Annotated in this window: 18 protein-coding genes and 1 riboswitch; of the genes, 4 read left to right on the top strand and 14 right to left on the bottom strand. The window is 74.6% G+C overall.

Annotated elements, in window-relative coordinates; genetic code table 11:
- Window positions 1–52 precede the first annotated feature (52 nt).
- Both metX and MLUT_RS14565 read right to left on the bottom strand, forming a co-directional pair.
- Window positions 53–1,183 (bottom strand): homoserine O-acetyltransferase MetX, encoded by a 1,131-nt coding sequence (gene metX / locus MLUT_RS14570; protein WP_010079225.1) that lies wholly within the window; start codon window positions 1,181–1,183, stop codon window positions 53–55.
- The gene (locus tag MLUT_RS14565) at window positions 1,180–2,547 is read right to left on the bottom strand and encodes a bifunctional o-acetylhomoserine/o-acetylserine sulfhydrylase (RefSeq protein ID WP_010079226.1); all 1,368 of its coding nucleotides are present in this window, start codon (window positions 2,545–2,547) and stop codon (window positions 1,180–1,182) included. The genes metX and MLUT_RS14565 overlap by 4 nt, the downstream gene beginning before the upstream one ends.
- Window positions 2,548–2,677: 130 nt before the next feature.
- A riboswitch (SAM riboswitch) is annotated at window positions 2,678–2,793 on the bottom strand.
- Between the two features lie 177 nt (window positions 2,794–2,970).
- Between MLUT_RS14565 and MLUT_RS14560 the strand changes: the two genes are divergently transcribed.
- Window positions 2,971–3,606 carry a VOC family protein gene (locus MLUT_RS14560; protein WP_010079227.1) on the top strand — a complete coding sequence of 212 codons (636 nt, stop codon included), beginning with the start codon at window positions 2,971–2,973 and terminating at the stop codon, window positions 3,604–3,606.
- Window positions 3,607–3,624: 18 nt separating this feature from the next.
- Here the strand turns inward: MLUT_RS14560 and MLUT_RS14555 are convergent, their stop codons facing one another.
- Complete coding sequence (locus MLUT_RS14555; RefSeq protein ID WP_010079228.1) at window positions 3,625–4,512, bottom strand: CPBP family intramembrane glutamic endopeptidase; 888 nt, start codon at window positions 4,510–4,512, stop codon at window positions 3,625–3,627.
- A gap of 146 nt (window positions 4,513–4,658) precedes the next feature.
- Here MLUT_RS14555 and MLUT_RS14550 point away from each other — a divergent pair, with 146 nt between their 5' ends.
- On the top strand, window positions 4,659–5,735 hold the full coding sequence (locus MLUT_RS14550) for a phosphotransferase family protein (protein ID WP_012750770.1): 1,077 nt from the start codon (window positions 4,659–4,661) through the stop codon (window positions 5,733–5,735).
- A 15-nt stretch (window positions 5,736–5,750) separates the two neighbouring features.
- Here MLUT_RS14550 and gatB read toward each other — a convergent pair whose 3' ends face one another.
- The 11 genes from gatB to MLUT_RS14495 form a co-directional block, all read right to left on the bottom strand.
- Window positions 5,751–7,256 (bottom strand): Asp-tRNA(Asn)/Glu-tRNA(Gln) amidotransferase subunit GatB, encoded by a 1,506-nt coding sequence (gene gatB / locus MLUT_RS14545; RefSeq protein WP_010079231.1) that lies wholly within the window; start codon window positions 7,254–7,256, stop codon window positions 5,751–5,753.
- Window positions 7,253–8,869: an Asp-tRNA(Asn)/Glu-tRNA(Gln) amidotransferase subunit GatA gene (gatA, locus tag MLUT_RS14540; protein ID WP_174260670.1), complete on the bottom strand. Its 1,617-nt coding sequence runs from the start codon at window positions 8,867–8,869 to the stop codon at window positions 7,253–7,255. The genes gatB and gatA overlap by 4 nt, the downstream gene beginning before the upstream one ends.
- A gap of 8 nt (window positions 8,870–8,877) precedes the next feature.
- On the bottom strand, window positions 8,878–9,174 hold the full coding sequence (gene gatC / locus MLUT_RS14535) for an Asp-tRNA(Asn)/Glu-tRNA(Gln) amidotransferase subunit GatC (RefSeq protein WP_002854348.1): 297 nt from the start codon (window positions 9,172–9,174) through the stop codon (window positions 8,878–8,880).
- Window positions 9,175–9,378: 204 nt separating this feature from the next.
- The gene (locus MLUT_RS14530) at window positions 9,379–9,903 is read right to left on the bottom strand and encodes a GNAT family N-acetyltransferase (RefSeq protein WP_010079233.1); all 525 of its coding nucleotides are present in this window, start codon (window positions 9,901–9,903) and stop codon (window positions 9,379–9,381) included.
- The gene (locus MLUT_RS14525) at window positions 9,900–10,382 is read right to left on the bottom strand and encodes a hypothetical protein (protein WP_010079234.1); all 483 of its coding nucleotides are present in this window, start codon (window positions 10,380–10,382) and stop codon (window positions 9,900–9,902) included. The genes MLUT_RS14530 and MLUT_RS14525 overlap by 4 nt, the downstream gene beginning before the upstream one ends.
- Window positions 10,379–11,296: an inositol monophosphatase family protein gene (locus MLUT_RS14520; RefSeq protein WP_012750769.1), complete on the bottom strand. Its 918-nt coding sequence runs from the start codon at window positions 11,294–11,296 to the stop codon at window positions 10,379–10,381. Before MLUT_RS14520 ends, MLUT_RS14525 begins: the two co-directional genes overlap by 4 nt.
- Window positions 11,293–13,686 (bottom strand): NAD-dependent DNA ligase LigA, encoded by a 2,394-nt coding sequence (gene ligA, locus MLUT_RS14515; RefSeq protein WP_012750768.1) that lies wholly within the window; start codon window positions 13,684–13,686, stop codon window positions 11,293–11,295. The genes MLUT_RS14520 and ligA overlap by 4 nt, the downstream gene beginning before the upstream one ends.
- A 40-nt stretch (window positions 13,687–13,726) precedes the next feature.
- Complete coding sequence (locus tag MLUT_RS14510) at window positions 13,727–14,485, bottom strand: PP2C family protein-serine/threonine phosphatase (RefSeq protein WP_010079239.1); 759 nt, start codon at window positions 14,483–14,485, stop codon at window positions 13,727–13,729.
- An 11-nt stretch (window positions 14,486–14,496) separates the two neighbouring features.
- Window positions 14,497–15,636 carry an adenylate/guanylate cyclase domain-containing protein gene (locus MLUT_RS14505; protein ID WP_010079240.1) on the bottom strand — a complete coding sequence of 380 codons (1,140 nt, stop codon included), beginning with the start codon at window positions 15,634–15,636 and terminating at the stop codon, window positions 14,497–14,499.
- Window positions 15,633–16,169, bottom strand: coding sequence for a PH domain-containing protein (locus MLUT_RS14500; RefSeq protein ID WP_227717915.1), 537 nt, complete (start codon window positions 16,167–16,169; stop codon window positions 15,633–15,635). The genes MLUT_RS14505 and MLUT_RS14500 overlap by 4 nt, the downstream gene beginning before the upstream one ends.
- 21 nt (window positions 16,170–16,190) lie before the next feature.
- Window positions 16,191–17,027 (bottom strand): biotin--[acetyl-CoA-carboxylase] ligase, encoded by an 837-nt coding sequence (locus MLUT_RS14495; protein WP_010079242.1) that lies wholly within the window; start codon window positions 17,025–17,027, stop codon window positions 16,191–16,193.
- A 189-nt stretch (window positions 17,028–17,216) separates the two neighbouring features.
- On the opposite strand from MLUT_RS14495, the gene MLUT_RS14490 reads away from it, so the two are divergent.
- On the top strand, window positions 17,217–18,800 hold the full coding sequence (locus tag MLUT_RS14490) for an acyl-CoA carboxylase subunit beta (protein ID WP_012750767.1): 1,584 nt from the start codon (window positions 17,217–17,219) through the stop codon (window positions 18,798–18,800).
- Complete coding sequence (locus MLUT_RS14485; protein WP_010079244.1) at window positions 18,797–19,069, top strand: hypothetical protein; 273 nt, start codon at window positions 18,797–18,799, stop codon at window positions 19,067–19,069. Before MLUT_RS14490 ends, MLUT_RS14485 begins: the two co-directional genes overlap by 4 nt.
- The last annotated feature ends 63 nt before the right edge of the window (window positions 19,070–19,132 follow it).

Raw genomic sequence — 19,132 nt, 5'->3', positions numbered from 1 at the left:
CCGTTTCCCGAACGACAGTGCCGCGACACGCCGCCGTTTCCCGAACGAAAGTTCAGAGGGCGAGGGTGCGCTTCAGCGTGTCGGCCACCTGGCCGTATTCGGTGAGGAACCCGTCGTGGCCGATGGGCGAGGCGATCGTGTGCACCGGCGGCCGCGCGGGCAGCGCCGCCGCGAGCGCCTCGGACTCGGCCGGCAGGTAGAGCCGGTCCGAGTCGACGGCGGCCACGAACGCCCGGCCCCGGTAGTCCGCGAGCGCCGCCGCCACGCCGCCGCGCCCGCGCCCGACGTCGTGGCCCATGAGGGCCTCGGTGACCACGAGGTAGGAGTTCGCGTCGAACCGGTCGGTGAGCTTGGCCGCCTGGTGGTCCAGGTAGGACTCCACGGCGTAGCGCCCGCGCCCGCCCGGCACCCCGACGACGGCGCCGAACGGGTCCTCGACGCCCTGCGGTTCCCGGCCGAACCGCTGGCCGAGCTCGCCCGCCGTGCGGTAGGTGGTGTGGGCGATGCGCCGGGCGATGCCCAGGCCGGCCACGGGGCCGGGGCCGGGGTAGTAGTCGCCGCCCTGGAAGTCCGGGTCGAGGCGGATGGCCGCGGTCTGCGCCTGGCCCCACGCGATCTGGTCGGCGGAGGAGGCCGCGGTGGCGGCCAGCACGCCCACCCCGGCGACGCGCGCGGGGTGGGTCGCGGCCCACTCGAGGGCGCGGGCCCCGCCCATCGATCCGCCGATCACGGCACGCCACGCGCCGATCCCGAGGTGGTCGGCCAGGCGCCGCTCGGCCTCGACCGCGTCCCGCAGCGTGAGGAACGGGAACCGGGAGCCCCAGGGCCGCCCGTCGGGCGCGGGCGTCGAGGGCCCGGTGGAGCCGTGGCAGCCGCCGATCATGGCGGGGGCGACCACGAACCACCGGTCCGTGTCCACGGCGCGGCCCGGGCCGACGAGGGCGTCCCACCAGCCCGGCGTCGGGTCCTCCTCGTGCGCGGCCACGTGCGCGTCGCCGGTGAGGGCGTGCAGCACGAGCACGGCGTTGGAGCCGTCGGCGGCGAGGGTGCCCCAGGTCTCGTAGGTCAGCTCGACGTCGGGCAGCAGCCCGCCGGTCTCGGTGCGCAGCTCGCCGACCCGCAGACGGTGGCGGCCGCCGCGGGGCAGCGCGGTGCGCGACGGACGCGTGGCGACGGCGGTCATGCCCGCTCCCCCGCGTCGTCGTCGCCGCGGCGAGCGGCGGCCGCGAAGCCGCGCTCGAGGTCGGCGAGGATGTCCTCGATGTCCTCCACGCCGAGCGAGAGCCGCACCAGGCCGGGGGTGACGCCGGCGGCGCGCTGCTCGTCGTCGGTGAGCTGGGAGTGGGTGGTCGAGGCCGGGTGCACCACGAGCGAGCGGACGTCGCCGATGTTGGCCACGTGGTGGTGCAGGGTGAGCCCGTCCACGAACGCGGCCCCGGCCTCGCGGCCGCCCGCGATCTCGAAGGAGACGAACGCGCCCGCGCCCTTCGGCAGGTAGCGCTGGGCGCGCTCGTGCCACGGGCTGGACTCCAGGCCGGCGTAGACCACGTGCTCGACGTCGTCGCGGCCCTCGAGCCAGCGCGCGACGGCGGCCGCGTTGGCCACCTGCCGCTCCATGCGCAGGGACAGGGTCTCCAGGCCGAGGTTCACCAGGAACGCGTTGAACGGGGAGATGGCCGAGCCGTAGTCGCGCAGCAGTTGCACGCGCGCCTTGAGGATGAAGGCCAGGTTGGCGCCGAGCGGCGAGCCCACCCCGAGGTCCCGCGCGTAGACGAGGCCGTGGTACGACTCGTCCGGCTCGTTGAAGCCGGGGTACCGCTCGGCGTGCTGCGCGTAGTCGAACGTGCCGGCGTCGACGATCACGCCCGCGATGGCCGCGGCGTGCCCGCCGAGGTACTTCGTGGCGGAGTGGGTGACGACGTCGGCGCCGTGCTCGATGGGCCGCAGCAGGTACGGGGTGGCCAGCGTGTTGTCCACGATCAGCGGCACGCCGGCCTCGTGGGCGGCGTCGGCGACGGCGCGCACGTCCAGGACGTCCCCGCGCGGGTTGCCGAGGGTCTCGCCGAAGAACGCCGTGGTGTTCGGCCGGACGGCGGCGCGCCAGGACTCGAGGTCGTCCGGGTCGGTCACGAACGTCGTCTCGACGCCGACCTTGGCGAGGGTGTGCTTGAACAGGTTCTGCGTGCCGCCGTAGAGGCTGGCCGAGGCGACCACGTGGTCGCCGGCGCCGGCGACGTTGAGGATCGCGAACGTGGTCGCCGCCTGACCGGAGGCCAGCAGCAGCGCGCCCACACCGCCCTCGAGCGCGGCGATCTTCTCCTCCACCGGGCCCTGCGTCGGGTTGCCGATGCGGGTGTAGAGCGGGTCGAGGTCCTTGAGCGCGAACCGGTCCGCGGCCACCTGGGCGGACGGGAAGTCGTACGAGGTGGTCTGGAAGATCGGCAGGGCGGTCGCACCGAAGGCGTGCTGGCCGACGGCGACGCCCGCGTGGACCTGCGCGGTGGAGAAGCCCCAGGCGTCGGGGGTCGGGGTGGTCTGGTCGGTCATGGCGGACCCTCCTGAGGGGTTCAGGGGCCGGACCCGGCCGCCCCGCCCGCCGGCCGACGTGCCGATTCGCGGACCGGCGTCGTCGAGGTGCCGGAGATGACCCGGCGCCGTCGAGAGGGGCCGTGGGATCGGCCCGCGCTTGCCGGCGTCCGTTGTGGGGCCGGCCTGGTCGTCACCCGGGGCACCCCACCGCGGAAGGAGGGTTGCCGGTCAGCATGCCGGGGCCTGTTGCTGACTCTCGTGACCGTGCCTCCGAGTGTAGCCCGCCGCCCCGCCACGATTTCGTCACGCGTGTCACCCGCGGATACGCTCTCCGCACGGGGCGCCCGACCCGTCAAGGGCTCGACGCCCCGCGACTCGCACCAGGTCAACCCCCGGGGCAGCCCGGGAACGGAGAGGAACAGCGCAGTGCACACCTGTCGCATGGACCACGTGTCCTACGCCGCCGGCCCCGAGGGCCTGGACGCCACGGTCGCCCGCATCGCCGAGACGCTGGGCATCGAGCGGATCAAGGGCGGTGTCCACCCCCGCTTCGGCACGCAGAACGCCCTGTTCCCCATGGCGGGCAGGCAGTATCTGGAGGTCGTCGAGGCCCTGGACCACCCGGCCTCCCTCAGCGCGCCGTTCGGCCAGCTCGTGCGCGCCCGCACCGAGCAGGGCGGGGGCTGGATGAGCTGGGCCGTGTCCACCACGGACATCGGCCGCTTCGAGCGCCGCCTCGGCCGCGAGGCCGTCCCCGGCAACCGTCGCTTCCCGGACGGCCGGGAGCTGTCCTGGCGGCAGATCGGCATCAAGGGAACCCTCGCGGACCCGCAGCTGCCGTTCATCCTGCGCTGGGCCGACGGCCAGGAGGACATGCACCCCTCGCAGGCGGCCGAGCCGCAGGCCACCATCGAGCGCCTGAACATCGCCGGCTCCCCCGAGCGCCTCGCCGAGTGGCTCGGCGACGACGAGGACGGCCAGGTCCAGGACGTGAACATCGAGTACGTCGCGCCCTCCGGCACCCCGGGCATCGTCTCGGTCACCTTCCGCACCCCGAAGGGCGAGGTCACGCTCTGAGCGCGGGGGCGGGGCGGCTCAGCCGAGCAGCCCCGCCCGCGCCAGCAGCGGGTAGCCGACGAACCCGACGGCGTCCAGCAGCGTGTGCGCGATGACCAGCGGCATCACCCGGCGCACCCGCAGGAACACGAGCGCGAACACCACGCCCATCAGGGCGTTGCCCACGCCCGGCCCGATCCCCTGGTACAGGTGGTACGCCCCGCGCAGCAGCGCGAGGGCGAGCACCACCACGGCCGCGCGGGTCGGCAGGTACAGCCCTTCGGCGCTCACCCACGACGACGGCACGGCCGGCGCCGGATCGTGCGCCAGCCCCGCGGCGCGCAGCCGCTGCAGATACCCGAGCCGGTCGACGAGCCAGGCGCCCACGATGACCTCCTCCAGCAGTCCGTGCCGCAGCGCGGAGAGGAGCAGGACCGGCACCTGGTACCAGCTCTCCCCGAGCGCCGAGCCGACGATCGCCGTCGTGATCCCCAGGGCCCGGCCGGCGGCGTAGACGCCGAGCGTGCCCAGCCCGATGGCCGCGAACAGGCCCAGGCCCCAGGCCAGGTCGCGGCCGGGGCGACGCAGGTCGAGGCCGAGCACCCGGAACGGGTCCCGTCCGCGCAGGTGCATCAGGTGCAGCACGAGGGCCACCGGCACCAGCGCGAACCCGATGCCGAGCAGCTGATAGGTCAGGTCGAAGGCCCAGCGGTCGGCCAGGGCCGGGTTGAGGACGGTGGTCTGCTCCCCCAGCGGGGCCTGGGTGGCCTTGTCGATGAGCTGGACGATCGCGTAGACCGCCGACTTCCCCAGGGAGAGGCCGAGGACGATCGCGATCTCCCACCGCACCGTGCGCGCCGAGGGGGCGGGCAGCGCGGGGGCGGGTCGGACAGCTGGGGTGCGGGACGTGCGCGGGGTGGCGGGCATGCCCTCCAGTATCCGCCCGCCCCCTCTGCCCCCGGGCGCTTTCGAACGTGAGGTAGGGCCTATCTCCCGTTCGAAAGTCCCCATTCCCCCGATGTCACGTTCGAAAGTCCGGGAGGGGAGGGCGGAGGGAGGGTTAGCGTGGTCGTGTGGTCTCCCCGCCTGCCCCCAGCGAGCTCGAGCCGGTCCACCGCGCCCTGCAGCACCTCCGCCCCGGCCTCGACCCCGCTCTCGCCCACCGGCTCCGCACAGCCGACTGGGCCGCGGCGTCCGTGGAGGAGGGCGGGCAGTTCCACCGCGTGCTCGTGCTCGAGGACGTTGGCGTCCTCCGGATGACGCGGGCCCACGAGGTCGGCGCCGCCCCGGCCGCGCGGTGGGCGCCCGAGCGGGACCCCGCGGCGCACCTGCCCCGGCGCCTGACCCTCCTCGACGGGCTCGCCGCGGCCCTGGCCGAACGCGACGTGCCGTGGGCCGTGCCCGTCGCCCTCTCGGACCCCGTCCCCGCGGGCCCGGGCGCCGCGGTGCTGCAGCGCTTCCTCCCGGGCAGGCCGCACCCGCCGCACGAGGGCGATCCGGCCGTGCTGCGCGGCGTCCTCGACGACCTCGCCGCCGTGGACGTCACCGACCCGCGGATCGCCCCGCACCTCGGCCGTCCGTTCGCCTTCCGCGGCCCGTGGACGTCGGAGCGCGCCCGGCACGTCGCGGCGCTGCCGGGGACGGTGGCCGCGCGCCTGGGGGCGTGGGAGGGCCACGACGTCGACGCGCGGCTGGGCACCGAGGCGTGGCCGGACGCGGTGGCCGCCCTCACGGACGCGGTGACGGCGTGGACCGCCGCGCCGCCCGTGCCGCCGTCGCTCGTGCACGGCGACCTGGCCGGGCACAACATGCGCTGGCGTGCCGTGCCCGAGGACGAGGGCCCGCGCGCCCCGCTGCGCTGGGCGCTGGCCGGGGTGCTGGACTGGGACCTCGCGTGCGCGTGGGACCCCGCCCTCAACATCGCCTACCTGGCGCTGTGGCACGGCGAGGAGAAGGTCCCCGACCTGGCCCGGGACGCGGCCGAGGCGCGGCGGGCCCGCGTGTGGCTCGGGGCGATGGCCATGGAGACGCTCGACGACGCGGCGGCCCGGGACGCGATCGTCGGCGGGCTGGCCGCGGGGTCCTGGCGGCGTCTGCTGCGCAAGACCCTGCCCCGCGTGGCGCGGGCCCTCACCGCCCTGGACGGCTGAGGGCCCGCGCGGTCGTCAGGACACGCCCAGGCGCTCCAGGACGATCTCGCGGACGCGGCCGGCGTCGGCCTGCCCGCGGGTGGCCTTCATGACCGGGCCGATCAGGGCGCCGACGGCGGCCATCTTGCCGCCCTTGATCTTCTCGGCCACGTCCGGGTTGGCGGCGATCGCGGCGTCGACGGCCTCGGTGAGCGCACCGTCGTCGGACACCACGGCCAGGCCCTTCGCCGCGACGATCTCCTTCGGGGCGCCCTCGCCGTCGGCCACCAGACCGAGCACCTGCTTGGCGATCTTGTCGTTGATCGTCTTCGCGGCGATCAGCTCCTCGACCTCCACCACGTGCGCCGGGGTGATCCCCAGCTCCGCGACGGCGACCTCGCGGACGTTCGCCAGGCGGGCGATCTCGCCCATCCACCACTTGCGGGCGGCCGCCGCGGAGGCTCCGGCCTCCACGGTCGCGACGATCTCGTCCAGCACGCCGGCGTTGACGACGTCGCGGAACTCCTCGTCCGAGAAGCCCCACTCGGCCTTGAGCCGCTTGTTCCGCACGGCCGGCAGCTCGGGCATGGCCGCGCGCACGCGCTCGACCCACGCGGCGTCCACGTGCACCGGCACGAGGTCCGGCTCCGGGAAGTACCGGTAGTCGTCCGCGTCCGACTTCGGGCGACCCGAGGTGGTGCTGCGGGTGTCCTCGTGCCAGTGGCGGGTCTCCTGCGTCACGGTGCCGCCCGCGGCGAGCACCGCGGCCTGGCGCTGGATCTCGTGGGTGACCGCGTGCTGCACGGCGCGCGTGGAGTTCACGTTCTTCGTCTCGGTGCGGGTGCCGAACTCGGTGGCGCCCTTGGGCATCAGCGAGATGTTCGCGTCGCAGCGGACGTTGCCGCGCTCCATCCGCGCGTCGGAGATGTCGATGGCCTGCACGATGTCCCGGATCGCGGTGACGTAGGCGCGGGCCAGCTCGGGGGCTCGCGCGCCGGCGCCGACGATCGGCTTGGTGACGATCTCGATGAGCGGCACGCCCGCACGGTTGTAGTCGACGAGGGACGCGGAGGCGCCCTGGATCCGCCCGGAGCCGCCCACGTGGGTGAGCTTGCCGGCGTCGTCCTCGAGGTGCGCGCGCTCGATCTCCACGCGGAAGACCTCGCCGTCCTCCAGCTCGACGTCGAGGTGGCCGTCGAAGACGATCGGCTCGTCGTACTGGGAGGTCTGGAAGTTCTTCGGCGTGTCCGGGTAGAAGTAGTTCTTCCGCGCGAACCGGCAGGTCTCGGCGACCTGCGCGTCCAGGGCCACGCCCAGGCGGATCGCGTACTCGACGACCTTGCGGTTGAGCACCGGCAGGGTGCCGGGCAGGCCGAGGTCGAGCGGGGTCACGTTGGTGTTCGGCTCGTCGCCGAACGCGTTGGGCGCCGAGGAGAAGATCTTCGTGGCGGTGTTCAGCTCCACGTGCACCTCGAAGCCCAGCACGGGGTCGAAGCGCTCCATCGCCTCCGCGAAGTCCATGGTCTGCTCTGCGTGGCTCATGCCCGGCCTCCTGCCGTGGTCGCGGTGGTGGCGCGCTGCGCGCCCTTCTCCAGCTCGGGGGCCTCGGCCCACACCGGCCCGCCCCGGCGCTGGGCCACGAGGCGCTCGAGCGCGGCGCCGGCCTCGTACAGGCGGGCGTCCTGGCGCGTCGGCGCCATCAGCTGCAGGCCGTAGGGCAGCCCGTCGACGACGCCGCCCGGCACGGACATGCCCGGGATGCCGGCGAGGTTGGCCGGGATGGTGGTGAGGTCGTTGACGTACATGGTCATCGGGTCGTCCGTCTTCGCGCCCAGCTCGAACGCCGGGGTCGGGGCGGTGGGCGTGAGGATGACGTCCACCTGCTCGAAGGCGCGGGCGAAGTCCTCCTGCACGAGCGTGCGGACCTTCTGCGCGGAGCCGTAGTAGGCGTCGTAGTAGCCGGCGGACAGCGCGTAGGTGCCCAGGATGATGCGCCGCTTGACCTCGGCGCCGAACCCGGCGGCGCGGGTGGCGCCCATGACCTGCTCGATCGTGCCGCCGCCGTCGGGCACCACGCGGTGGCCGTAGCGGACACCGTCGAAGCGGGCCAGGTTGGAGGAGGCCTCCGAGGGCATGATCAGGTAGTACGCGCCGAGGGCGGCGTCGAAGCTCGGGCAGGAGACCTCCACGATCTCCGCGCCCGCCTCACGCAGGGCCGCGACGTGCTCGTCGAAGCCGGCCCGGATGCCCGGGTGGAACGCGTCCGCCGGCAGGTCCGTCACGACGCCGACGCGCAGCCCCGCCAGGTCGCGGCCGCGGGCCGCGGCGGTCAGGTCCGCCGGCTCGTCGGCCAGGGACGTGGAGTCCTGCGGGTCGTGGCCGGCGATGACCTGCTGCAGCGCCGCGGCGTCGGCCACGGTGCGGGCGGCGGGGCCGATCTGGTCCAGCGAGGAGGCCATGGCGATCAGGCCGTAGCGGGAGACCGCGCCATAGGTGGGCTTCACGCCGACCGTGCCGGTGAACGCGGCGGGCTCACGGACGGAGCCGCCGGTGTCCGAGCCGAGGGCGAAGGGTGCCAGGAAGGCGGCGACGGCGGCCGCCGACCCGCCGCCCGAGCCGCCGGGCACCCGGTCTCCGTCCCACGGGTTGCGGGTGATGCCGAACGCGGAGTGCTCGGTGGAGCCGCCCATCGCGAACTCGTCGAGGTTGGTCTTGCCGAGGATCGGCAGGCGGGCCTCGCGGAGGCGGGCCACCACCGTGGCGTCGTACGGGCTGAGCCAGCCCTCGAGCATGCGGGAGGCGGCCGTGGTCGGCTGGCCGCGCGTGACGATGTTGTCCTTCACGGCCACGGGCACGCCGGCCAGCGGGTGCAGGGCGTCGGCCTCGGGGCCGCCGGCGGCGCGGATCGCGTCCACCTCGGCGGCGACGGCGAGGGCCTCGTCCGTGTTCACGTGGAGGTAGGCGCGCACGCCGCGGTCACCGGCGGCGTCGGCGCGCACGTCGCCGTCGTGGGCCGCGATGCGGTCCAGGTGGGCCTGGACGAGCTCCACGGAGGTGGTGGTGCCGGCGCGCAGGCGCTCGGCCATCTGCAGCGCGGTGAGCCGGACGAGCTCGTCGGCGCCGAGGGTCGCGTTCACGTCGAACGTCGCGGTCATGGGGGTGATCACTCTCCGTCCAGGATGGCGGGGACCTTGAACTGGCCGTCCTCGGAGTCCGGCGCCTGGTCGAGGGCCTCCTCCTGTGTGAGCATGCCGGCCGGCACGTCCTCGCGGAACACGTTCTCCAACGCGATGGGGTGGGACGTCGGCGTCACGTCGTCGCCCGCGGCGGCCTGGACCGCGGAGACGTGCTCCAGGATCTTCTCCAGGTCGCCGGACATCGTGTCCAGCTCCTCGTCGGTCATCCGGATGTGGGCCAGGCGAGCCAGATGCTCCACCTGATCCCGGGTGATCTCAGGCATGGATCTCCTCGTGTGACGGGTCGGGGCGGGGTGGACGACGCCGGCGCGGCGGCGGCCACATCGGGGTCGAGTCTAGTGCCGGGGCCTGCCCGGCCGCCGCCACCGCTTCGAGGCGGGAAATCCACCCCACCGCGGCGCTCCGGGCCCGCATGACAGGGATTTCCCGCCTCGAATGGGGTTCCGGTGCCGATGTCCCGCCCGGGGTCAGTCCAGCGCGAGCCGGTAGACGAGGAACGGTCCGGTCTCCTCGGCCGGGTCGAGGTCCGGCACCACGTCCGCGAGGAGCCAGTCCCGCTCCGGGACGCGCACGAAGCCGGCGCGCTCGTACATCCGGTGCGCGCCGGTCATGGAGGGCATGGTGGTCAGCACGACGGCGTCCACACCCTCCTCGGCGCGGGCCCGCGCCACGATCTCGGCCAGCAGGGCGCCGCCCACCCCGCGGCGGTGGAACCGCGGGTGCACGGCGAGCATGCGGAACTCGTACTCCCCGTCGCCGGAGGTCTCGGCCAGGGGCGAGCCGGGCGGGGTGAGCACCACGGACCCGGCCACCTCGCCGTCGACCTCGGCCACGAGGACCTCCGCGCGGCCGGCCCGGTCGGCCACGTCCATGAGGGTCTTCACGTAGGCGTCGTCGGGGGCGATGTGGCCGCCGTCGACATAGGACGCAAGGGTGAGCTCGGCGACCGCCTCGTGGTCCTCGGGGCGCAACGGGCGGACGAGGGCGCTCATGCGTCGCCTCCGGCGTGCTGGCGCAGCGTGTCCTTCAGGCGGGCGCGGGTCGCGTCCGTGGCCACGACGTAGTCGCGCCGACGCAGCCAGGCGGTGGGCACGGCCTGGTGGGGGTGGCCGTCGCGCGCCTCGTGCAGCCCCGCGAGGAACGTCGCGGCCGCCGGCTCCTGCCAGATGTTCACCCAGTAGGCGCGCTCCCGTTCCTGCGCCGTCAGTTCCGTGACCAGCCGCCGCGTGAACGAACAGCCCGGCCGCCAGAACACGACGACGCCGCCGCCCTCGACGTGCGCCTGTGCGCCGGCGAACGGCCGCGAGCGGACCCGGACCGCCCACCGGTGCGTGACCGCGTAGCCGGCCAGGACGAGCCCGGCCACGATCATGCCGACCTGCTGCAGGCGCGTCCCCGCGATCATGAACGTCAGGCCGCCGGCCACGAACAGGACCGGGTAGAACCACGGGTCTCCGACGATCCGCCTCATGCCGTCTCCCCCGTCACGGCGGCCAGGGCGGCCGCGTCCACGTCGCCGGCCACCATCCAGTCGGGATGTGCCGTGCCGTCCGCCGAGGAGGGCCGCGTCACCGCGAGGCCGGCCTCCTCCGCCACCAGCGCGCCGGCGGCCCAGTCGTACTCCTGCGTGCCGAACTCGGCGTAGGCGTCCAGGGTGCCGTCCGCGACCATGCACAGGTCCAGCGCCGCCGAGCCGATCCGCCGCACGTCCCCGAACGCGGGCAGCAGGGCCGCGAGCGCGCGCACCTGCAGGGCCCGGCGAGCGGGGTCGTAGCCGAAGCCGGTGGCGAGCAGCCGCCCGGAGCGCCCCGGCACGGGGCCGGTGAGCCGCACGGGGGCGGCATCGCGGTCGGTAAGGTCCACGCCCGCCGTCGTCGCGTCCGCGGTGCTGAAGGCGCCCCGGCCCGCGCTCGCGAACCAGGTGCGCCCCAGCGCGGGCGCCGCCACGACGCCGGCCAGCCAGCGTTCGGTGCCCTCGGCCACCCCCAGCAGGTCGGCGGTCTCGGCGTCCGCCGGGCCGGTGACGGCCACCGAGGTGCAGAACTGCGGAAGCCCGCGCACGAAGTTCGTGGTGCCGTCCAGCGGGTCGATGGACCAGCGGTACCCGGACGGCTCGGCTGGACGGGTGGCGCCGTACTCCTCGCCGGTGATCTCGTCCGAGGGGCGGTAGCCGGCGATGACCTGCCGGACGGCCTGCTCGGCGCGGCGGTCGTAGTCGGTGACCCAGTCGGAGCCGGAGGACTTCGTCTGCGCGCCGATCTCCTCGACGCCCAGCGGGACGGCCGGGTGGTGACCGGTCCAGCGCCGGGCCAGGACGTCCGCGCCGGCGCGCGCGGCGGCCTTGGCGACCACGAGCAGGCCCGGGACCGTGGTGCGCGCGCTCATGCCGAGGCCTCCCCGTCTGCGGCGCCGTCGGTGGCGTCGTCCGTGTCCGCCGGACGCACGGCGTCCGGGCCGCCGGCCAGCAGCGCCGTGAACTCGGCCTCGTCCAGCACGGGCACGCCGAGGGACTGCGCCTTGTCCAGTTTGGAGCCGGCGGCCTCGCCGGCCACCAAGAAGTCGGTCTTCTTGGACACGGACCCGGAGGCCTTGCCGCCGCGCACGAGGATCGCCTCCTTCGCGGAGTCACGGGAGAAGCCCTCGAGCGAGCCGGTGACCACCACCGTCAGGCCCTCGAGCGTGCGCGGGGTGGACTCGTCCTGCTCGTCCTCCATGGCCACACCCGCCGCGGTCCAGCGGTCCACGATCTCCCGGTGCCAGTCCTCGGCGAACCACTCGATGAGCGCGTCCGCGATGATCGGGCCGACGCCGTCGATCTCGGCCAGCCGGTCCCGGTCGCCGGCCTCGGCCGCCGCGCGCAGCGCCGTCATCGAGCCGAACGCCGTGGCCAGCGAGCGGGCCGCCGTCGGGCCCACGTGCCGGATGGACAGCGCCACGAGGGTGCGCCAGAGCGGCTGGGACTTGGCCTTCTCGAGCTCGTCGAACAGGCGCAGCGTGTTGGCCGTGGGCGCGGACGGCCTCTTCGCGGTGCCGGCGGTGAAGAAGTACGGCTTGAGCGTGAACACGCCCGAGGGCACCATGCGGCCGTCCACCTTCGTGCGGCCCTCGCGCCACACGCGCACCGCGCCGAGGGAGCGCTGCAGGTCCGTCAACCCGTCCTCGCCGCGGGGGCCCGTGATCGCCTCCGGTGTGCCGGAGGCGAGGTCGAAGATCTGCGCCTCCGCCGTGATGGGGCCCGGGCCCTCGGGCCGCACGTGTCCCTCGTGCTCGGCCGGGTCCTCCCCGGGGCCCTGGACGAGCCAGCGGGCCGCCTCCTCGCCGAGCGCCTCCACGTCGAACGCGCCGCGGCTGGCCAGGTGCTCGACGCGGCCGGCCAGCTGGGCCGGGCAGGAGCGGGCGTTGGGGCAGCGCAGGTCCACGTCCCCCTCCTTGGCCGGGGCCAGCGGCGTGCCGCACGAGGGGCAGTGCGCGGGCATGACGAACTCGCGCAGCTCCCGGCCCGCCTCGATCGCCTTCTCGCGCAGCGGCAGCACAGGGCCCACGACCTCGGGGATCACGTCCCCGGCCTTCCGCACCACCACGGTGTCCCCGATCAACACGCCCTTGGCCTTGACCACGTCCTGGTTGTGCAGGGTGGCCAGGGAGACGGTGGACCCGGCCACGGTGACCGGCTCCAACACCGCGAACGGGGTCACCCGTCCGGTGCGGCCCACCGAGACCGCGATGTCCCGCAGCAGCGTGTGCACCTCCTCCGGCGGGTACTTGTACGCCGCGGCCCAGCGGGGCACGCGGGAGGTGTGGCCGAGGTAGCGCTGGTCCGCGAACGCGTCCGCCTTCAGCACGATGCCGTCGATCTCGTGGATCAGCTCGTGCCGGCGCCGGCCGTACTCCTCGATCACCGCGACGACGGCGGCCAACGCCTCCTCGTCCGCGCCCTCCACCCGGCGGGTGTAGGGGCTGACGGGCAGGCCCCAGCTCGCGAGCGCGTCGTACGCCTCGTGCTGGGACTCCAGTCCGAACGCCTCGACAGAGCCGATGCCGTGCACGAACATGGCCAGCGGGCGCTGCGCGGTGACGGCCGGGTCCTTCTGACGCAGGGCGCCAGCGGCGGCGTTGCGCGGGTTCGCGAACGGCGGCTGACCCTCCTCGGCACGGCGCGCGTTGAGCTCGGCGAAGGCGGCGGAGGACATGAAGACCTCGCCGCGCACCTCGAACTCGGCGGGCCAGCCCTCGCCGGAGAGCTCGTGCGGGATGTCCCCGATGGTGCGCACGTTGGCGGTGACGTCCTCGCCCGTGACGCCGTCGCCGCGGGTGGCGGCCTGCACGAGCCGCCCGTCCCGGTAGCGCAGCGCGACGGCGAGCCCGTCGATCTTCACCTCCACGAGCCAGCGGGGCGCCACGCCCGGCCGCACCTGCGTCAGGGCCTGCGCCGCGCGGCGGAACCAGACCTCGAGCTCCTCGACGGAGAACACGTCCTCGAGCGAGTACATGCGGGCCCCGTGCCGGACCGGGGCGAACGCCTCCGAGACCTCCCCCCCGACCTCCTGGGTGGGCGAGTCGTTGGACACGAGCTCGGGGTGCAGGGCCTCGAGGTCCTCGAGACGGCGGTACAGCGCGTCGTACTCGGCGTCCGAGATCTCCGGGGCGTCCCGCTGGTAGTAGGCGGTCCGGGCGGCGCGGACCCGCTCCACGAGGTCCTCATACTCCTCCCGCAGGTCCGCGGCGGGGATGTCCTGCGGATCGGGCTGGGCGGCGGATTCCTTGGGGGTGCTCACCCGGCCCAGCGTAGTCGGCGTCCCGGACGGCGCACCCGGGTCAGGGGATGCGCACGAGCACCGCCGTGATGTTGTCCCGGCCGCCGCGCCACAGGGCGGCGCCGATGAGCTTCTCGAGGGCGTCCTCGAGGGTGTCGGCGTCGTCGATCAGCGCGCGGATCTCCTCGTCCAGCAGCTCGCCGGTCAGGCCGTCGCTGCACAGCAGGACCAGGTCCCCGGAGGCGAGGGGGACCTCGGCCACGTCCACCGTGAGCGCCTCGCGCGAGCCGAGCGCGCGGGTGATGACGTTGCGGCGCGGGTGGACGCGGGCCTCGGCGGGGGTGAGCTCCCCCGCGTCGACGAGCATCTGGACCGCCGAGTGGTCCACCGTGAGCTGCTGGAGCACCGGCGAGCCGACGGGCCGCAGGTACACCCGGGAGTCGCCGACGTTCGCCACGGCCCAGCGACCGCGCTCCGTGTCCAGGCAGGCCAGCACGGTCAGGGTGGTGCCGGAGCGCCCCAGCCCGGCCTCGACGACGGCGGCGTCCGCCTCGTGGATCAGGTGGCCGAGCTCCTGGGGCGTGTGGGCCGTGCCCGGGGCGAGCACCTCGGGGGCGCGGCGGCGCAGGGTCTCGATCGCGGCGGCCGAGGCCACCTCGCCGGCCTCGTGCCCGCCCATGCCGTCGGCCACGGCGGCGAGCACCAGCGGCTCCCCCACGACGGTCCACGCGTCCTCGTTCAGGTCGCGGACGGCGCCCACGTGGGTGGCGCCCGCGGCCTGGGGGCGCGGCGCGGACGGGGTCTCGGGGCGGGGGTCCACGGGGTCCTCGATCAGTCGGCGAGCAGGGTCTGGGCCGACCCGTCCAAGAGCAGGGAGGGGCGGACCTCTCCGAACCCGCGGACGATCCTGGGCGGCTGCGGGACGAGCACGAAGCGCTCGTCCCGGGACAGGGCCGCAGCGGTCATGGCGTCCACGAGCACGGTACCCGGATCGGCCAGGGACGTCAGCCGCGCGGCGAGGTTCACGGTGGGCCCGTAGATGTCCCCCATGCGGGAGAGCACCCGTCCCCAGGTCAGGGCGACGCGCGCCGAGGGCAGCTCCTCGTCCGCGGCGATGGTCTCGGCCAGGGAGAGCGCGATCGCGGCGCCGGCCTCGGGGGTCTCGGCGTTGAACATGACCTCGTCGCCGATGGTCTTCACGAGCCAGCCGCCGCCGGCCGAGATGGTCTCCGCGGCGAGGGACTCGAAGCGCAGCACCATGCGAGCCAGCGTCCGGTCGTCCATGGTCCGGGAGAGCGTCGTGTAGGAGACCATGTCCGCGAAGCCGACGGCGCGGGCCAGCGGCAGCGGCGCGTCCGATTCGGAGCCGTCGCGGCCCTCGGCGCTGGCCGCCAGCCCGGCCTCCACGCGGACGGTCAGGCGCTGGACGGCGCGGTTGAGCTGGCGCCGGTAGACGATCCGCATGGCCTTCTCGAGCGGTCCGACCATGTCCGGGAGCATGTCGACGACGGCCCGCCGTGCCTCCGGGTCCGTCAGGTCCTCGGAGGCGATCTTGTCCTCCACGAGCGCCTCGATCTGCCACACCACCATGCGGTCCGTCATCTGCCCGATCGAGCGGGCCAGCGAGATGGCGGTGTCCTCGTTCAGCGTCCCCGAGCGCACGAGCGTGAGCACGGACTCGAACGCCTCGATGTCCGCCTCGGTGAAGGCCTTGTGCCCCTCCGGCGAGGCCGGATAGCCCAGCGCACGCCAGATCTTCCGGGCGGAGGCCATCGAGACGCCGAGGCGCTGCGCCACCTCCCGAGAGGTGTAGGCGCGCGGGCCCACCACCAGGCCGGCGTCGAGCGTGCGCATCGCGCTCGTCCAGCCGGCGGGCTGGGCGGAGCGCTCCTCGACGTCGCGGGCGGTCTCGTCCTCAGCCGACGGGACGATCGGCAGCGGTGCGGTGTCCGGTGTCTCCGGACGGCTCATCGGAGGTCTCCTGTCGGGACGGGGGCGGGCCAGGTTGCGGTGCGGGCCTGGCGGGTGAGGTGGGCCAGGGCCTCCTCGAAGCGCGCGGCCTCGGGGACGTCGCGCAGCCGCCAGTGGACCTGGCGGGCGGGCTCCTGGAAGAGGATGTGCAGGTCTCCGGCACCCGAGCCGCGGCGGCGCCGCTGCACGTCGGCGATGGACACGAGCGGCATGGCGGCACCGGAGCCGCCGACGCCGGCGCCCTGGAGGATGCGGCGGTCGGTGAGCACGGTGCGCCGGAAGACCCAGCGCCACAGCGGGCGGACGGTGCCGGGGAGCAGGACGAGCGCCGCGACCACCCACGCGGCCGCCTCGAGCACGGCGCGGTTCGCGGCGACGATCCCGGGCAGGTCGGGGCGTGCGAGCACGCCGACGGCCAGGCCGAGCAGGAACGCGACGGCCACGAGGACCGCGGCCGGGCGCAGCAGCGCGCGCGGGTGGGTGCGGGTGCGCACCATCACCTGCTCACCGGGCTCGAGTCGCACGGCGGTCACCTCCTGACCGGGACGGGTGTGTCATGCGCCGCGATGGACGTCTCCGCGCAGGTGGGCCACGTCCCCCGCACTGACCTCGGTCTCGATTGTGCCACGGTCCGGTGTGACGTGCTTCACGCGCAGGGTGCCGCCGGGGCCGAGGCCCACGGCCGTGCCCTCCAGCACGCCGCCGCCGGGCAGCTCGGCGCGTACCGCACGGCCCAAGGTGGAGAGGCGGTCCGCCACGGCCGCCACGGCGGGGTGGCGTCCGTCCACGGCCGCCGCCTGTCCCGCCACGCCCGCCGCGAAGCGGTCCACGGCCGCCACGACGGCGTCGCGCAGCTCGACCGCGAGGTCCCGGGGCGCGGGCACGGCGTCCGCGCCGATCCACTCCGCCAGGTCCGTGGCGGTGTCCACCGGGGCGGCCCCGCGGTGGTCCAGGTTCACGCCCATCCCGACGACGACGCCGGGCCCCTTGCCGTCCGAGGACAGTGCCACCGTGGCCAGCACGCCGCACAGCTTGCGCCCGTCCGTGGCGAGCACGTCGTTCGGCCACTTCACGTGCGTCGGGACGCCCCGGGCCGCGAGGCGCTCGGCGACCGTGGCGGAGGCGACGAGCGAGAGCCAGCTCAGGTGGGCCGGGGAGACCGGCACCCCGCCGGACTCGGGACGCAGGTACACGGACAGGGCGAGTGCCGCCCCCGGCGCGGCGCTCCACACGCGGGCGTGCCGCCCCCGGCCGGCCCGTTGGTCCGCGGTGGCCACGGCCGCACCGTGCCGGTGCCCTGCGCGGTCCAGCCGTGCGAGGAGCTCATCCTGCGTGGAGCCGGCGGAGTCCAGCCAGGTCAGATCCGGTATGGGGGCGTCGTCGGGGTGCATGCCCCTAGATATACACGGCGTTCCCGGGGGCGGGCTGGGCGGGCCGATCCGCCGCCGGGGCGCGCGAAGGGGCGACCCGGGCCGGCGTCCCCGCCGTTTGCGGGCTTCCTCCACCCGAGGGCGTCCGCGGCGGCCCGTACACTGGCCGATTGAGCCTCCGCATCTGGCGGACCACCACAAGGAGGACGTGTGACCGATCCCGATCTGACCACCACGGCCGGCCGGCTGGCCGACCTGCATCGGCGGCTCGAGGCGACGGCCGCGCCCGGCGGCCCGGACGCCGTCGAGCGCCAGCACGCGCGCGGCAAGCACACCGCGCGCGAGCGGATCGACCTCCTCCTGGACGAGGGCTCCTTCGTGGAGCTGGACGCGCTGGCCGTGCACCGCACCACCGCGTTCGGCATGGACGCCAAGCACCCGGCCGGCGACGGCCTGGTGTCCGGCTTCGGCACCGTGGACGGGCGCCAGGTGGCCGTCTACTCCCAGGACTTCACCGTGTTCGGCGGCTCGCTGTCCGAGCGCAACGGACAGAAGATCGTGAAGGTCCAGGAGTTCGCCGCGCGCAACGGCTGCCCCGTGATCGGCATCCTCGACGGCGGCGGCGCGCGCATCCAGGAGGGGGTGGCCTCCCTCGCCCAGTTCGCGGACATCTTCCGGAACAACGTCCTGGCCTCGGGCATGATCCCGCAGATCTCGCTGATCATGGGCCCCTCCGCCGGCGGCGCGGCCTACTCGCCGGCGCTGACGGACGTCGTGGTGATGGTGGACCAGACCTCGCACATGTTCATCACCGGCCCGGACGTGATCAAGACCGTCACGGGCGAGGATGTGGACATGGAGACCCTCGGCGGCGCCCGCTCGCACAATGCCACCTCCGGCACCGCCCACTACATGGCCTCCTCGGAGGAGGACGCGATCGCCTACGTGCAGGACCTGCTGGAGTTCCTTCCCTCGAACAACCTGGCCGAGGCCCCCGCGTTCGAGCCGACCTCCCTCGACCTCACGGCGGAGGACGAGGCGCTGGACGTGATCGTCCCGGACTCCGCCCACCAGCCCTACGACATGCTCGAGGTCATCGCCTCGATCGTGGACGAGGGCCACCTGCTGCAGCTGCAGGAGCTGTACGCGCCCAACGTGATCACCGGCCTGGCCCGCCTGGACGGCATGAGCGTGGGCGTCGTCGCGAACCAGCCGATGCAGTTCGCGGGCACCCTGGACATCGCCGCCTCGGAGAAGGCCGCCCGCTTCGTGCGCTTCTGCGACGCGTTCAACATCCCGATCATCACCCTCGTGGACGTGCCCGGGTTCCTGCCCGGCACGGACCAGGAGTTCAACGGCATCATCCGCCGCGGCGCCAAACTCATCTACGCCTACGCCGAGGCCACCGTGCCGAAGCTGACCGTGATCACGCGCAAGGCCTTCGGCGGCGCGTACATCGTGATGGGTTCCAAGAAGCTCGGCGCGGACCTGAACCTGGCGTGGCCCTCGGCCCAGATCGGTGTGATGGGCGCCCAGGGCGCCGTGAACATCCTGTACCGGCGCGACCTGAAGGCGACGGCGGAGGCGGGGGGCGACGTCGACGCGCGGCGGGCCGAGATCGTGGCCGACTACGAGGCCGAGCTGCTCAACCCCTACCAGGCCGCCGAGCTGGGCTACGTGGACGCCGTGGTGCCCCCGCACGCCACCCGCGGCCACCTGGTGCGCGCGCTGCGCGCCACCTACCACAAGCGCGAGGCCCGCCCCGCCAAGAAGCATGGGAACATGCCGCTGTGAGCGCCCTCGAGCACGCCCCGCGTCAGGACGGGGAACACGAGGAGAACGAGGGCGTGCGCCTGGACGGCGCCCAGCTTGAGCCTGCGGAGATGGCCGCCCTCACCGCGATTCTCGCCCAGATGCGGGCCCAGGGCGGCACCGAGGTCCCGCAGACCGGTCGGCACGGCCGCATGCGCCGCCCGGACCGCACCCTCGTGCGCCGCGGCGACCTCGGCCTGTGGGCCCGGCCCGGCCAGGACCAGTGGCGCCGCGGGATCGGGCCACGATGACCGGAAGAGGAGGACCGCTGCGGCTCGACACGGTCCTGCGCGCCACCCGCCGCCCTTGGACGA

This window comes from Micrococcus luteus NCTC 2665 (genome assembly GCF_000023205.1).
GTDB classification, from domain to species: domain Bacteria; phylum Actinomycetota; class Actinomycetes; order Actinomycetales; family Micrococcaceae; genus Micrococcus; species Micrococcus luteus.
This window is presented reverse-complemented; position numbering and strand designations above follow the sequence as displayed.